At 66.8% G+C, this 13,496-nt stretch carries 14 protein-coding genes; 11 read left to right on the top strand and 3 right to left on the bottom strand.

Annotation, left to right across the window (positions count from 1 at the left end; translation table 11 throughout):
- The first annotated feature begins 47 nt into the window (after positions 1-47).
- Positions 48-662, top strand: a complete 615-nt coding sequence (locus PA01_12435; GenBank protein ID KON79358.1) for a hypothetical protein — start codon at positions 48-50, stop codon at positions 660-662.
- 107 nt (positions 663-769) lie between these two features.
- On the opposite strand, the gene PA01_12430 is transcribed toward PA01_12435, so the two are convergent.
- Positions 770-1,537: a metallophosphoesterase family protein gene (locus tag PA01_12430; GenBank protein ID KON79357.1), complete on the bottom strand. Its 768-nt coding sequence runs from the start codon at positions 1,535-1,537 to the stop codon at positions 770-772.
- A gap of 192 nt (positions 1,538-1,729) precedes the next feature.
- Here PA01_12430 and PA01_12425 point away from each other — a divergent pair, with 192 nt between their 5' ends.
- Together PA01_12425 and PA01_12420 are read left to right on the top strand one after the other, a co-directional pair.
- Positions 1,730-2,128 carry a thioredoxin family protein gene (locus tag PA01_12425; protein ID KON80319.1) on the top strand — a complete coding sequence of 133 codons (399 nt, stop codon included), beginning with the start codon at positions 1,730-1,732 and terminating at the stop codon, positions 2,126-2,128.
- Positions 2,129-2,147: 19 nt separating this feature from the next.
- A complete protein-coding gene (locus PA01_12420) occupies positions 2,148-2,369 on the top strand; it encodes a hypothetical protein (GenBank protein KON79356.1) in 222 nt (73 codons plus the stop codon).
- 18 nt (positions 2,370-2,387) lie between these two features.
- Here the strand turns inward: PA01_12420 and PA01_12415 are convergent, their stop codons facing one another.
- Positions 2,388-2,591 (bottom strand): SlyX family protein, encoded by a 204-nt coding sequence (locus tag PA01_12415; GenBank protein ID KON79355.1) that lies wholly within the window; start codon positions 2,589-2,591, stop codon positions 2,388-2,390.
- A gap of 322 nt (positions 2,592-2,913) precedes the next feature.
- Between PA01_12415 and PA01_12410 the strand changes: the two genes are divergently transcribed.
- Entirely contained in the window at positions 2,914-3,870 is a 957-nt protein-coding gene (locus PA01_12410; GenBank protein KON79354.1) for an IS110 family transposase, read from the top strand.
- Between the two features lie 141 nt (positions 3,871-4,011).
- On the opposite strand, the gene PA01_12405 is transcribed toward PA01_12410, so the two are convergent.
- Entirely contained in the window at positions 4,012-5,625 is a 1,614-nt protein-coding gene (locus PA01_12405; protein ID KON79353.1) for an NAD(P)/FAD-dependent oxidoreductase, read from the bottom strand.
- 321 nt (positions 5,626-5,946) lie between these two features.
- Between PA01_12405 and PA01_18935 the strand changes: the two genes are divergently transcribed.
- The 7 genes from PA01_18935 (at position 5,947) to serB (ending at position 13,319) form a co-directional block, all read left to right on the top strand.
- Positions 5,947-8,709 carry an EAL domain-containing protein gene (locus PA01_18935; GenBank protein ID KAI5912306.1) on the top strand — a complete coding sequence of 921 codons (2,763 nt, stop codon included), beginning with the start codon at positions 5,947-5,949 and terminating at the stop codon, positions 8,707-8,709.
- Between the two features lie 110 nt (positions 8,710-8,819).
- Positions 8,820-9,035, top strand: a complete 216-nt coding sequence (locus PA01_12395; GenBank protein KON79352.1) for a dodecin family protein — start codon at positions 8,820-8,822, stop codon at positions 9,033-9,035.
- A 264-nt stretch (positions 9,036-9,299) separates the two neighbouring features.
- Positions 9,300-9,785: a rubrerythrin family protein gene (locus tag PA01_12390; protein ID KON79351.1), complete on the top strand. Its 486-nt coding sequence runs from the start codon at positions 9,300-9,302 to the stop codon at positions 9,783-9,785.
- Between the two features lie 47 nt (positions 9,786-9,832).
- Positions 9,833-9,997: a rubredoxin gene (locus PA01_12385; GenBank protein ID KON79350.1), complete on the top strand. Its 165-nt coding sequence runs from the start codon at positions 9,833-9,835 to the stop codon at positions 9,995-9,997.
- Positions 9,998-10,107: 110 nt separating this feature from the next.
- Positions 10,108-11,268, top strand: coding sequence for an FAD-dependent oxidoreductase (locus tag PA01_12380; protein ID KON79349.1), 1,161 nt, complete (start codon positions 10,108-10,110; stop codon positions 11,266-11,268).
- A gap of 144 nt (positions 11,269-11,412) precedes the next feature.
- Entirely contained in the window at positions 11,413-12,492 is a 1,080-nt protein-coding gene (locus PA01_12375) for a 3-deoxy-7-phosphoheptulonate synthase (GenBank protein ID KON79348.1), read from the top strand.
- A complete protein-coding gene (serB, locus tag PA01_12370) occupies positions 12,489-13,319 on the top strand; it encodes a phosphoserine phosphatase SerB (GenBank protein ID KON79347.1) in 831 nt (276 codons plus the stop codon). Before PA01_12375 ends, serB begins: the two co-directional genes overlap by 4 nt.
- Positions 13,320-13,496: the final 177 nt, after the last annotated feature.

Genomic DNA, 13,496 nt, shown 5'->3' with positions numbered 1-13,496 from the left:
TGCCGCCGATGACATTTTTCCCGAACCAACCCTTCCCTGGAGCAGCAATGCAATTCCCTGATTTCTACCGCGCCGTGCCGCGACTCAAGGTGCACGACGCGCTGGCCGCCTTTCTCGGCGCTGCCGAAGACGGCGTCATCGAATACGGCTACGAGGACGCCGTGAAGCTCGCCGGACACTCGTGCCCGACAGTCGGTTCGGCGTATCTTCTGACCCGCCACGCGCTCACCGCGCTGTACCCCGACGGCGTGCCGGAACGCGGCGGCGTGCGCGTCGAGTTCCGCAACCGCTTCGAGGACGGCGTCACCGGCGTGATTGCGAGCGTCGTGACGCTGCTGAGCGGCGCGGCGCAGGACGGCGGCTTCAAAGGCCTTGCCGGGCGCTTCGTGCGGCGCGGGCTGCAGCAGTTCGCCGTCGACGTGCCGCTCGCGCTGCGTTTCACCCGCCTCGACACCGGCGCGGCCGTCGATGCCGAAGCGGACCTGTCGACGATTCCGGCTGACCCGGCGATGCCGTCGCTGATGGCGCGCTGCATCACGGGCGAAGCCAGCGCGGACGAGCAGCGGCAGTTCGGCGCGTTGTGGCAGGACCGCGTCCGCCGCATCTTGCTCGATCACGGCGACGATCCGGAAGTGTTCCGCATCCATCCTCTATCGGCGTAAGCCTTCGGCCGACGTCAACGCCCAATGAAGGCCGTCGGGAATGACGTGCCCGGATAACCCGGGCCGGAATTCCTGCCGAACCCCGGCCTGGCGCACGGCGCGCCGGTTCACTCGCCGACGATGATCGTCAGCGCCGGATCGAAGCGTGGGTTCTCGTTGACGCCGTTCTTGCCGTAGCCGCGCGGGTTGCACAGCACGCGCGTCGCGCCGATGCGGTAGTCGTGCGAATCGTGCACGTGGCCGTGGATCCACAGCGCCGCGCCCGAACCGGCGACGAGCTCGTCGAGGTCGGAGACGAACGCCGGTGTGATCGGCGAGTCGGCGTATTTCGGATGCACGCTGCGCGTGCACGGCGCGTGATGGGTGACGACGACCGTCGTTCCGTCGTGGGGCGCCTGCAGTTCGTCGCGCAGCCACGCGGACGCCCGATCGAACAGCTCGGCGGACAGCGCCGGCGTGAACAGTTCGGGTGCATCGTCGTCGAGCCTGACGCGCGAAAAATCGTACATCAGCCGCGTCGCTTCGGCTTGTGAGTGCTGCTGCCGCTCGGCCTCGGCGAACAGCCGGAAATCGCTCCACAGCGTGCAGCCGAGGATGCGCACGCGCCCGAATAATGCGGCCGCGCAGTCGAGGATGCGGACGTTGCTCCCCTCGGCCGCCGCACGCAGCTTTTGCGCGACGCCCGACAGGCTGCCGCCGTAGTACTCGTGGTTGCCGGGAATATAGACGACCGGCTGCGGAAACTGCCGCGCCCACGCGATCGCCCGTTCGGGGCGGGCGATGTCGCCGGCGAGGACCACGAGGTCGGCATCGGTGAGCGGCGGCTCCAGCTCGGCGACGTTCAGGTGCAGGTCGGACAGGATCTGGATTTTCATCGGGCACTTCCTCGATGCAGCCCGCTGCCGCGGGCGGGGGATACTCCTGAAACGCTGCGGTAACGACGGATCGAGTGTAAGCCCATCCGCGACGTCTGCGCGATCGCAGCTGCAGGCGGCCGGCGTGCGCGGAATATGCTAGCCTCGGCCGGTACGCGCACTGGCGCACCGATCGACCGGCAGCTTTTCCCGATGAACGACCGACCCCTTCCCGAACTCCTCGTCGCGTGCCTGTGTGCGGAATGGTGCGGCACCTGCCGCGACTATCGCGCCGGCTTCGAAGCCCTCGCCCGCCAATGGCCGCAGGCCGGGTTCCACTGGGTCGACATCGAGGACGACGCCGACTGGCTCGGCGACCTGGATGTCGAGGACTTCCCGACGCTGCTGATCCAGCGCGGCGAGCTGGTGCTGTTCTTCGGCATGATGCTGCCGCAGCACGTGTTCCTGCAGCGCATGCTCGAAACTCTCGCCGCGTTCGACGATGACGAAGCGCGCGCGTATGCGTTCGCGAACGAAGAGCGCCGCGCGTGGCAGCGCGACTGCGACTTCCGCGCCGCGCTGCAGCGCCGCAGCGCCGGGCACGACGCATGACGCGCGACGCCGCGAACCGATGACCAGCCAGCCGCTCGACCGCAAACGCTGCGTGTCCTGCAAGCGCTGGGGCGGCAAGCGCCGTCCGGGGAGCGAGCCGGGCAGCGTCGAATACGACGAGAACGACGACAAGGGCCCGTGCATCGAAGGGCCGTGGCACGGCTCGCTGCGCGGCCCGCGCAATGCATGCGGCCAGTGGGTGATGTGGGCGGAACTCGAAGCTGCGGCGCCGGCGTCCTGATCCTGCCTCCCGCGCCCGTCAATAATGCGGCGGGATTTCGTCGCGCAGGTCGCGCGGCCGATCGCCCGGCGCCGCGGCGGCGAGCTGGCGGTGCAGTTCGAGGATCTGCTGCTGCAACCGGTCGATCTGCTGCTGCTGGCGATAGACGGCGAGGTTGAGCTCTTCGAGCAGGTCTTCGGACAGCGCGATCTTGGTCTCGATCTTCGTCAGGCGTTCTTCCATGCTTGTTCCTTGTTCCTTGAAACCTTGTATCTTCCAGATTGATCTTTATAAAAATGATTGGTGCGCTGTGGAGCTTGTGGGCGAAGGGCCGCGCGGTGGAAAAGTCGTCAGACTTTTCCACGGCAAGCGGCCCGGTGGCCGACAGGCCATCGTCCACAAATCCACAGCGCGAGTCGTTTCGGGCACGGCGGCGCAGCCTGTTACCCCTCGGGGCCTGCAAGCCCGTAACTGAGCAGATGGCGCGCCGTCGCGACCGTTCCTCCGGAGCCCGAACAGTTGCTGGACTGAAAAATCGCATTTGCAAGGATGGGAGGGTAGGAACATGCCCGAAGCGATCGTGGTGGGTATCGACATTGCCAAGCTGAGTTTCGATGCTGCCTTGGGTGTGATGACGGATGTGCGGACGTTTCCCAACGACGACGCCGGCCATGAAGCGCTGATCACGACCTTGGCTGGGCGGACGGTCGAGCTGATCGTGATGGAAGCCACCGGTGGCCTCGAGCGGGATCTGGCCTGTGCGCTGCAGGCAGCCGGGTTCGCCGTCGCCGTGGTCAATCCGCGCCAGGCACGCGACTTTGCCCGCGCCATGGGCTATCTGGCCAAGACGGACCGCATCGACGCGCGCGCCCTGGCGGCGCTGGCCCAGGTGTTGGTGCGTCACCCCGAGCGCGACAAGTTCGTCAAGGCCCTGCCCACCGCCGAGCAACAGGCACTGCAGGCGCTGGTGGCCCGGCGTCGGCAGTTGGTGACGATGCTGGTGGCCGAGCGCCAGCGCTTGGCGGTCAGCCATAAGGCTGCCCGTGCCAGTATCGAGGCCCTCATCAAGGCCATCCGTCAGCAGCTCGATACGGTCGAGGCCCAACTGGCCAGCCACATCGACAGCCATCATGCCGCACTCGCCCGCCAGCTCGCGAGCGTGCGCGGCATCGGGCCGGCCACCCTCACCACCCTGATCGCCGACGTGCCGGAACTGGGCACCCTGTCCCGGCGCGAGATCGCCGCTTTGGTCGGGCTCGCCCCTTTCAATCGCGATTCCGGACAGATGCGCGGTAAGCGCAGCATCTTCGGCGGGCGCGCCGACGTTCGGCGCGCCCTCTACATGGCCACGCTCGCCGCCATCCGATTCAATCGTGTGATCGGGCACTTCTACGAGCGCCTCGTCACCGCAGGAAAGCCCAAGAAGGTCGCCATCGTCGCCTGCATGCGCAAGCTGCTGACCATCCTCAATGCGATGGTCCGATCCGGCGCCTCTTGGGACGATTCGATTCATCTCGCTTGACTTGAAAGACAGTTGCTCAGTTGTCGCTTCGAAAGCCCTTCGACAAGCCTGTCCTGAGCCCGTCGAAGGATGAGCGGATTTTTACCGGCGCAACTGCTGTTTCCGGGATGAATCGGTGCGCGGCGAAGCGCAACTCCGCCCTCACTTCCCGACCGGCGCGCCGAGCAGCGCGGTCGCGAGCGCTTCGGCGACGCGGATGCCGTCGACGCCGGCCGACAGGATGCCGCCCGCGTAGCCCGCGCCCTCGCCCGCCGGATAAAGACCTTTCACGTTCAGGCTCTGGCAGTCCGCGCCGCGCGTGATGCGCAGCGGCGACGAAGTGCGCGTCTCGACGCCGGTCAGCACCGCGTCGCGCACCGCGAAACCTCTGATCTGGCGCTCGAACGCCGGCAGCGCTTCGCGCACCGCGTCGATCGCGTAGTCCGGCAGGCTCGTCGCGAGGTCTCCGAGCTTCACGCCCGGCTTGTATGACGGCTCGACCGAACCGAGCACCGCCGACGGCTGGCCGGCGATGAAGTCGCCGACGAGCTGCGCCGGCGCGACGTAGTCCCCGCCGCCGAGCTCGAACGCGCGCGACTCCCAGCGCCGCTGGAACTCGACGCCGGCGAGCGGACCGCCCGGATAGTCGGCGGGCGTGATGCCGACGACGATGCCGGCGTTTGCGTTGCGCTCGTTGCGCGAATACTGGCTCATGCCGTTGGTGACGACGCGCTCCGGCTCGGAAGTCGCCGCGACGACCGTGCCGCCCGGGCACATGCAGAAGCTGTAGACGCTGCGGCCGTTCTTCGCGTGATGGACGAGCTTGTAGTCGGCGGCGCCGAGCAGCGGATGTCCGGCGTTCGGGCCGAAGCGGGCTTTGTCGATCAAGGACTGCGGATGCTCGATGCGAAAGCCGATCGAGAACGGCTTCGGCTCCATGAACACGCCGCGCGCGTGCAGCATGCCGAACGTGTCGCGCGCGCTGTGGCCGAGCGCGAGCACGACGTGGTCGCAGCGGAGCTCTTCGCCGGACGCGAGCGTCAGCCCGCGCACGTGGCCGTCCTCGATCAGCACATCGGCGACGCGCTGCTGGAAGCGGATCTCGCCGCCGAGCGCCTCGATGTCATGGCGCATCGCCTCGACCATGCCGACGAGGCGAAAGGTGCCGATGTGCGGCTTCGCGACGTACAGGATTTCTTCCGGCGCGCCGGCCTTGACGAACTCGGTCAGCACCTTGCGACCGTAATGCTTCGGGTCCTTGATCTGGCTGTAGAGCTTGCCGTCAGAGAACGTCCCGGCGCCGCCCTCGCCGAACTGGACGTTCGATTCGGGGTTCAGCACGTTGTTGCGCCACAGCCCCCACGTGTCCTTCGTGCGTTCGCGCACCGCCTTGCCGCGCTCGAGGATGATCGGCCGGAAACCCATCTGCGCGAGGATCAGCCCGGCGAAAATGCCGCACGGGCCGAAGCCGACGACGACCGGCCGGTTCGCGAAGCCTTGCGGCGCGCGGCCGACGAAGCGGTAGTTCGTGTCGGGCGTCGGGCCGACGTGGCGGTCGTCGGCGAACTTGCGCAGCACCGCGGCCTCGTCGCGCACGACGACATCCACGGTGTAGATCATCGTCATCATCGCGACCTTGCGCGCGTCGCAGCTGCGCCTGAAGACGGTGACTTCGCCGAGATCGCCGGCTGCGAGGCCGAGCCGCTCGACGATCGCAGCGCTCAGCGCCTCGGGCGGATGATCGAGCGGCAGCCTGAGTTCGGTGAGTCGCAGCATCGGGGATTCCAGTGTGTCCAGGAGGTAAAGGGTCAGCGAAGGGGCCGGCGAAAGTGCCGGGGCGGCAACACGGAGGCCGCCGGGAGGGGGCGATTCTAAACGGGATCGTCGCGCATCAGAACGCCGCGAGTTACGGCCAAGCCGCGCTGGACCGTATTCATGCGGATTTATAGCCACGGGATTGGCGAACACGGCAGGTTTGGCATACAGTGCGCCGTTCGGGGCACCCCTTTGCGCGCATGGTTTTGCCGCGTTGACGCCTCCCGATTACAGTGACGACGTCTGCCCCCTGTCGCAGCCGTGTCGTGGAGGTTCTACGAGATGCGCCTTCAGGTTCCGCGTCGCCGCACGATCCGCTCGACGGTCGCACTCCTCGTCGTCGCCTGCATCCTGCCCGCCTGGCTGCTCGCCGCGATCGTCATTTATCTGTCCTACGAACGGGAACGGGCCGCGGTTCTCGAACAGACCCGCGAGGCGACGCACACGCTGCTGCGGCTCATCGAACGGGACGTCGCGGCCAACCAGGCTGCCCTGGAGAGCCTCGCGGCTTCCGAGGACATCGACCGCAGCGACCGCACCGAGTTCTATCGCCAGGCAAGAGAGTTTCTCCGCCACACCACTGGCTTCACGATCGTGCTGACGGACACGTCGGGACGGCAGCTTCTCAACCTCCTGCAGCCTTTGGGTTCGCCGCTGCCGCCGCATCCCGATCCGGCCTTGCTGCGCAGCGTCATCGACACTGGCGTGCCCGCGATGTCCGGCGTCCATACCGACGAGCTGACGCGAACTGCTGTCGTGAGCCTCGAAGTTCCGGTCATCCGCGACGAAAAAGTCCTGTATACCCTGGCGCTGCGCATCGACCTGAAGCACCTCGACGAGCTTCTGCAGCAGCAGGGGCTGCCGCCGGGACGGGTCGCGGTGCTCCTCGACAGCGAAGGCCGGCGGCTCGCGCGTCGTCCCGCCGACGAGAAACTGATCGGGCAGAAAACGTTCCCCGCTTTGCTCGATGCAACCCAGCGGGAAACGGAAGGCTCGATTGAAGCGCTCTCGCGGCAAGGCATCCCTGTCGTGAGCTTCTTCTCGCGGTCCGCCCCTTACGCCTGGACCGCAGCGATCGGTGTTCCGCAGAGCGCGCTGACTGCGGGGCTCGGGGAATCGCTGCGCCAGTATGCGTTGGGCGCGATGGTGCTGCTGCTCGGCGGGCTCGCGCTCGCGGGTCTCCTCGGCCGCAGAATCGCCCGGCCGGTGCAGGCCCTTGTCGCTCCGGCGCTGGCGATCGGCAGGGGCGAACCGGTTTCAGTCCCGCCGCTCGCGCTCGAGGAAGCCGACGAAGTGGGCCGCGCGCTGACTCACGCGCAGGAACTGCTGCACCAGCGCGAAACAGACCGCGCGCAGGCGGAAGAGAACCTCGCTCTCGCCGCGACCGCGCTCGACTCCGCCGTCGAAGGCGTGGTGATCACGCGCGGCGGACGAATTGCCACTGTAAATCGCGCGTTCACGTCGATCACCGAGTATTGGCCGGACGAAGTGATCGGCCAACCGCTCGCGATGCTCCTTGCCGAAGCCGAAGCAGCGCACCGCAACGACCGGCGGCGCGCGGTGTGCGAAACCGGGCAGTGGCAGGGCGAAGTGCGGGGCCGGCGGAAAAACGGCGAGACGTATCCCGCTTGGAGCAGCGTCAGCAGGGCCGCGTACGGGTCGGGCGAGACGATTCTCGTGTGCGTTTTTTCCGACATTTCGGCTGCGAAGCAGTACGAGGCGCGCCTGCAGCACCTCGCGCATTACGACGCGCTGACGCAACTGCCGAACCGCCTGCTGTTTCGCGAGCGCCTCGCCGACATGCTGGTCCGCGCCGAGCGGCACGGGAACATGCTCGCGCTGCTGTTCATCGACCTCGACGGCTTCAAGCCGATCAACGACACCCTCGGGCACGAAGCCGGAGACGAACTGTTGCGGCGCGTCGCCGAACGCCTCGGCGGCTGCGTGCGCGCGAGCGACACGACCGCGCGCCTCGGTGGCGACGAATTCGTCGTGCTGCTCGACGAACTGCGCTCCCCCGAAGAGGCCGGCATCATTGCCCGCAACATCCTCGAAGTCTTGGAGCGACCCTACATCCTGGGCGGGCAAGCTCAGTACCAGTACATTTCGGCGAGCATCGGCATCGGCTGTTATCCGTCCGACAGCCTCGACGCGGAAACGCTGCTGCGGCAGGCCGACATGGCGATGTACCGCGCAAAACAGGAAGGCAAGAACCGTTACTGCTTCTTCGCGCCGGAAATCAACGCCCAGGCGAGCGAACGCCTGTTCATGGCGAACAGCCTGCGCACCGCGCTCGACCGCGACGAGCTCAAGCTGGTGTTCCAGCCCTGCATGGACCTCGCGACGCTGGAAGTCGCGGGGATCGAAGCGCTGGTGCGCTGGGAGCATCCGCAAAAAGGGACGATCCTGCCGTCGCGCTTCATCTCGCTTGCCGAAGAGTCCGGGCTCATCGAGCCGATCGGCGAATGGGTGCTGCGCGAAGCGGCCCGCCGCGTGCGCGAATGGAAGAATGCCGGGATCTTCGCCGGCAGGGTCGCGGTGAACCTGTCGCCGCGGCAGTTCCGCCGCAATGATCTCGCGCGCCGTCTGCTCGCGATGCTCGATGAAGCCGGCCTCGCCCCCCGTGACCTCGAACTCGAGGTCACGGAAGGGATGATCATGGAACATCCCGAGCGTGCGGTCGTCGTCCTCACCGAACTCGTCGAGGCCGGGGCGAGCATCAGCATCGACGATTTCGGCACCGGCTACTCCTCGCTCGCCTACCTCAAGCGCTTTCCCGTCCACAGCCTCAAAGTCGACCGCTCCTTCGTCAGCGGTCTGCCCGGCGACCGCAACGACCGTTCGCTCACGCGTGCCGTCGTCGCGCTCGCCAAAAGCCTCGGGCTGGGGGTCATCGCCGAAGGCGTCGAAAACGCCGAGCAAGCCGATTTCCTGCGCCAGATCGGATGCGATTTCGCCCAGGGCCACTATTTTTCCCACCCGCTCGATCCGGCCGCCCTCGGGAGTTTCCTGCGTGAAGCGCGGACGCAGGAGGCGAATTCCTGACACGCCTGCGGCGGACCCGCCGCTGCCCACAGCGCGGCGACTCGCCGGGCAACTCCGCGATATGCTCCTATACTGGAAAACCTACCCATTCATTCCAGGAGGAGAAGACGATGCCAGATCAGAACCACGTCTACAAACTCGTTGAACTCGTCGGTACCTCACCGGTCGGCGTCGACGAGGCGATCCGCAACGCGATCGAGCAGGCGAGCCAGTCGTTGCGGCACCTCGACTGGTTCGAAACCACCGAGATCCGGGGACATATCGCCGACGGCAAGATCGCGCACTTCCAGGTCAAGCTGAAAGTCGGGTTCCGCTTCGAATCCTGAACCGGGAGCGGCCGCGACATCGTGCGGCCGTAGTCATCCCTGATCGTTTCGCAAACATCCTGGCCGCCTGCGATGCGGCCGTGATGCCGTGATGTTTGCGGAGCGCGACAGACAATCGACCACTTTCGTCGATTCCAGGCCGTTACTTCAGCTTGGCCTATCGATAGGCACTATCTATCTATTTCATTTTCACATTCAATTTCTCCAATCACTCCTCGTTGCGTAAGATGATTTCAACGCAACGACGAAGAAAGGAGAAACAAGATGACGAATCCGTTCCACAACCCGCAGTCGGTCACCATCCAGAACCTTGAAGCTGCGTTCGCCGGCGAGTCGATGGCGCACATCAAGTACCGCTACTTCGCGAAGCTGTGCCGCGAAATGGGTGACGAGGAGACTGCTAAGGTGTTCGAGGCGACCGCCGACCAGGAAGTGATGCACGCGTTCGGCCACCTCGACCTGCTCTACCCGAAGGCGAAGATGACGCCGGCGCGCGCACTGCAGTTCGCGATCGAAGGCGAGACCTACGAATACACCGAAATGTACCCGGGCTTCCGCCACGCAGCTGTCGAGGAAGGCCATGCCGACGCGGTCAAGGAGATCGACGAGCAGATCGTCGAGTCGAAGGAGCACGCCGAGCAGTTCAAGGCGGTGCTCGAACGCGCCGCGAAGCGCTTCGCCGCGCTCGCGAAAGTCGAAGAGCGTCACGCCAACCACTACCAGGAAGCGCTCGACCGGATCTCCGCCTGAACCGGGACGCGCCGAATCGACGAATCCAGCTTGAAAGGGAGAGCATCATGAAGACTTGGCAATGTGTTGTATGCGGTTTCACCTACGACGAAGCGGCCGGAATGCCGGACGAGGGCATCGCCCCCGGCACGCGCTGGGAAGACATCCCGAACGACTGGTCCTGCCCCGACTGCGGCGTCGCCAAAGCCGACTTCGAAATGGTCATGATCTGATGCGGCATCGCGCCTGCTCCCTGTCGTCCGGGAGCAGGCGCCCGCTGCGAATCGGGCCCCGCCGCCGGTCCGATACCCGGCCGACAACACGAACAACAGAGAGGCAACCCATGACCCCACCCATCGTCATCATCGGCAGCGGTCTCGCCGGCTACACGCTGGCGCGCGAATTGCGCAAACTCGACCGCGACACGCCGCTCGTCATCCTGAGCCGCGACGCGGCCGGCTTCTATTCGAAGCCGATGTTGTCGAACGCGTTTTCGGCGAACCGCAGCGCCGCGAGCCTGGTCATGAAGCCGGCGGAAAAAATGGCTGCCGAACTCACCGCGACGATCCGGCCTCACGTCGAAGTCGCCGCGATCCACCCGGAACGCCGCGTCGTCGAACTCGCCGGTGGCGAGGAAATCCCCTATCGCGACCTCGTGCTCGCGCCCGGCGCCGATCCGATCCGCCTGCCGCTCGGCGGCGAGGCGGTCGACGACGTCCTGTCGGTCAATGACCTCGACGATTTCGCCCGCTTCGCCGCGCGGCTCGAGGGCGCGAAGCGCGTCACGGTGCTCGGCGGCGGGCTGATCGGCTGCGAATTCGCCAACGACCTGCTCGCCCGCGACATCCGCCCGACCGTCATCGACATCGCCCGCTGGCCGCTCGGCAGGCTGCTGCCGGAAGACGCCGGACAGTGGTTCCGGCAGCGGCTCGAAGCGGCCGGCGTGAGCTTTCGCCTCGGCGTCTCCGCCGCGTCGGTGTCGCGCCACGCCGACGGCTACCGGCTCAAGCTCAGCGACGGCTCGACGCTCGACGCCGACGTCGTGCTGTCGGCAGTCGGCCTGCGACCGCGCACCGCGCTCGCCACCGCCGCAGGTCTCGCGGTCAACCGCGGCGTGCTGACCGACCGGCGGCTCGCGACCTCGGATCCGCGTATCCACGCGCTCGGCGACTGCGCCGAAGTCGACGGCCTCACGCTGCCGTACGTGATGCCGATCATGCAGCAGGCGCGCGCGCTGGCGGCAACGCTCGCCGGCACGCCGACGGCGGTCAGCTATCCGGCGATGCCGGTCGTCGTCAAGACGCCCGCATGCCCGGCGGTGGTCTGCCCGCCGGCGATCGACGCGCAGGGCAGCTGGCAGATCGTCGCCAGCGATGAGGTCGGCGACGGCATCGAAGCGCAGTGTCTCGACGCGAACGAAAACCTCCTCGGCTTCGTCCTGCTCGGCGGCGCGACAGCGCGCAAGCAGGCGCTTGCCGGCCGCGCGCCCGCGACGCTCGGCTGAACCTGCGGAAGGCCGCAGCGACGCCGTTTACGGCTCGCCGCGGCCCTCGCCCACCACCCTCCGGAGGACGCCGGAAGCGCTCACCCGCCCGCCGCGCGCAGCGTTACAATGCGCCCTCCATGCTGCACTGCGGAGAAGCGCGTAATGCCACTGGCTCAAACCGAAAACCTCAATATCGTCGCCGTCGACCCGATGCCCTCGCCCGAGGAGATCAAGGCCCGCGTGCCGCTGACCGAACGTGCCGCGGCGTCCGTCGTCGCCGGCCGCCGCGCGCTCCACGACATCCTCGACCGCAAGGACAGGCGCCTGTTCATCGTCGTCGGCCCGTGTTCGATCCACGACCCGGTCGCCGGCCTCGATTATGCGAAGCGCCTGAAGGCGCTGGCCGACGACGTGGCCGGGACGATGGTGCTGGTGATGCGCGTGTATTTCGAAAAACCGCGCACTTCGACCGGCTGGAAAGGCTTCATCAACGATCCGTACATGGACGACTCGTTCCACATCGAGGAAGGCATGGAGAAGGCCCGGCGCTTCCTGCTCGACGTGAACGAGATCGGCCTGCCGGCCGCGACCGAAGCGCTCGACCCGATCGCCCCGCAGTATTACGGCGACCTGATCGCGTGGACGGCGATCGGCGCGCGCACATCGGAATCGCAGACGCACCGCGAGATGTCGTCGGGCCTGTCGACGCCGGTCGGCTTCAAGAACGCCACCGACGGCGACCTCGACGTCGCGATCAACGCGATCGTCTCCGCGTCGCATCCGCACAGCTTCCTCGGCATCAACGGCAAGGGACAGTCCGCGATCCTGCGCACGCGCGGCAACCGCTATGGCCACGTCGTGCTGCGCGGCGGCGGCGGCCGGCCGAACTACGACACGGTGTCGATCTCGCTCGCCGAACAGGCGCTGGCGAAAGCGAAGCTGCCGCTGAACATCGTCGTCGACTGCTCGCACGCGAACTCGTGGAAAAAGCCCGAGCTCCAGCCGCTCGTCATGAAGGACGTGGTGCACCAGATCCGCGAAGGCAACCGCTCGGTGGTCGGGCTGATGATCGAGAGCTTCCTCGAAGCCGGCAACCAGCCGATTCCGGCCGACCTGTCGCAACTGAAATACGGCTGTTCGGTCACCGACGCCTGCATCGACTGGGCGAGCACCGAAGACACGATCCGCAAGGCCGACAGCGTGCTGCGCGAAGCATTGCAGCGCCGGAGCGAGCCCGCATGAATCTTGTCGTGCAGGGCGAGGATGTCGATTCGGTCGCCCTGAAGAATCTCGCCAAAATCGCCGGCGCGCGCGCCATCGAGCAGATCACTGCACAGGCTTTCCGGCTCGTGGCCGCGCACGACCGCGAAGACATCGACCGCCTGTGTGCCGACGCCGGGCTCGACCGGGCGTGGGTACCGGCCGGGCGCAGGCTCGCCGACTTCGGCCTGTTCGTCACCGACATGGACTCGACACTGATCAACATCGAGTGCATCGACGAGATCGCCGACATGCAGGGCCTGAAGCCTCAGGTCGCAGCGATCACCGAAGCGGCGATGCGCGGCGAAATCGACTTCCGCGAATCCCTGACGCGCCGCGTGAGCCTGCTCGCCGGCCTGCCCGAAACAGCGCTCGCCGAAGTCTACGAGCAGCGGCTGCAGCTGAATCCGGGCGCCGAACGCCTGATGCGCGGGCTCAAAGCCGCGGGCCTCCACACCGTGCTGGTGTCGGGCGGTTTCACGTATTTCACCGAGCGCCTCAAGGCACGGCTCGGCTTCGACGAAGCCTATGCGAACGAACTGGAGACGCACGACGGGCGCCTGACCGGCCGGGTTCGCGGCGCGATCGTCGACGGCGAGGCGAAAGCCGCGCACCTGCGCCACGCGCGCGAGCGCCTCGGCCTGAAAGCCGACCAGGTGATCGCCGCCGGCGACGGCGCCAACGACATCCCGATGCTGACCGAAGCGGGTTTCGCCGTCGCCTATCGCGCGAAACCCGTGCTGCGCAACGTCGCCGACTGCCGCCTCGACCACGTCGGGCTGGACGGCCTGCTGAACCTCTTCGCGTAGGGCGGAAAAGCCGCACGCGCCTTCCGCCGCAGGGTACTTCCGCCCCACCACCAATGCCGATTCGTTTGTCATGGAGCGGGCAACGCCGCTGCGGAGGGCTCATCCGCCCTACCGCGGCTGTACATTGCCGCAACAACTTGATACAACCCTCCTTTACTCTCCAGGAGGATCCGATGC

Source organism: Azoarcus sp. PA01, from assembly GCA_001274695.2.
In the GTDB taxonomy this organism is placed as follows: domain Bacteria; phylum Pseudomonadota; class Gammaproteobacteria; order Burkholderiales; family Rhodocyclaceae; genus Aromatoleum.
The sequence above is the reverse complement of the archived record's forward strand: the minus strand, read 5'-3'. Positions and strand labels throughout refer to the sequence as shown.

Bases quoted from the DNA above. Each gene is read 5' to 3' on its own strand.
- PA01_12435 (KON79358.1), top strand. From the start codon at position 48: ATGCAATTCCCTGATTTCTACCGCGCCGTGCCGCGACTCAAGGTGCAC.
- PA01_12430 (KON79357.1), bottom strand. From the start codon at position 1,537: ATGAAAATCCAGATCCTGTCCGACCTGCACCTGAACGTCGCCGAGCTG.
- PA01_12425 (KON80319.1), top strand. From the start codon at position 1,730: ATGAACGACCGACCCCTTCCCGAACTCCTCGTCGCGTGCCTGTGTGCG.
- PA01_12420 (KON79356.1), top strand. From the start codon at position 2,148: ATGACCAGCCAGCCGCTCGACCGCAAACGCTGCGTGTCCTGCAAGCGC.
- PA01_12415 (KON79355.1), bottom strand. From the start codon at position 2,591: ATGGAAGAACGCCTGACGAAGATCGAGACCAAGATCGCGCTGTCCGAA.
- PA01_12410 (KON79354.1), top strand. From the start codon at position 2,914: ATGCCCGAAGCGATCGTGGTGGGTATCGACATTGCCAAGCTGAGTTTC.
- PA01_12405 (KON79353.1), bottom strand. From the start codon at position 5,625: ATGCTGCGACTCACCGAACTCAGGCTGCCGCTCGATCATCCGCCCGAG.
- PA01_18935 (KAI5912306.1), top strand. From the start codon at position 5,947: ATGCGCCTTCAGGTTCCGCGTCGCCGCACGATCCGCTCGACGGTCGCA.
- PA01_12395 (KON79352.1), top strand. From the start codon at position 8,820: ATGCCAGATCAGAACCACGTCTACAAACTCGTTGAACTCGTCGGTACC.
- PA01_12390 (KON79351.1), top strand. From the start codon at position 9,300: ATGACGAATCCGTTCCACAACCCGCAGTCGGTCACCATCCAGAACCTT.
- PA01_12385 (KON79350.1), top strand. From the start codon at position 9,833: ATGAAGACTTGGCAATGTGTTGTATGCGGTTTCACCTACGACGAAGCG.
- PA01_12380 (KON79349.1), top strand. From the start codon at position 10,108: ATGACCCCACCCATCGTCATCATCGGCAGCGGTCTCGCCGGCTACACG.
- PA01_12375 (KON79348.1), top strand. From the start codon at position 11,413: ATGCCACTGGCTCAAACCGAAAACCTCAATATCGTCGCCGTCGACCCG.
- serB (KON79347.1), top strand. From the start codon at position 12,489: ATGAATCTTGTCGTGCAGGGCGAGGATGTCGATTCGGTCGCCCTGAAG.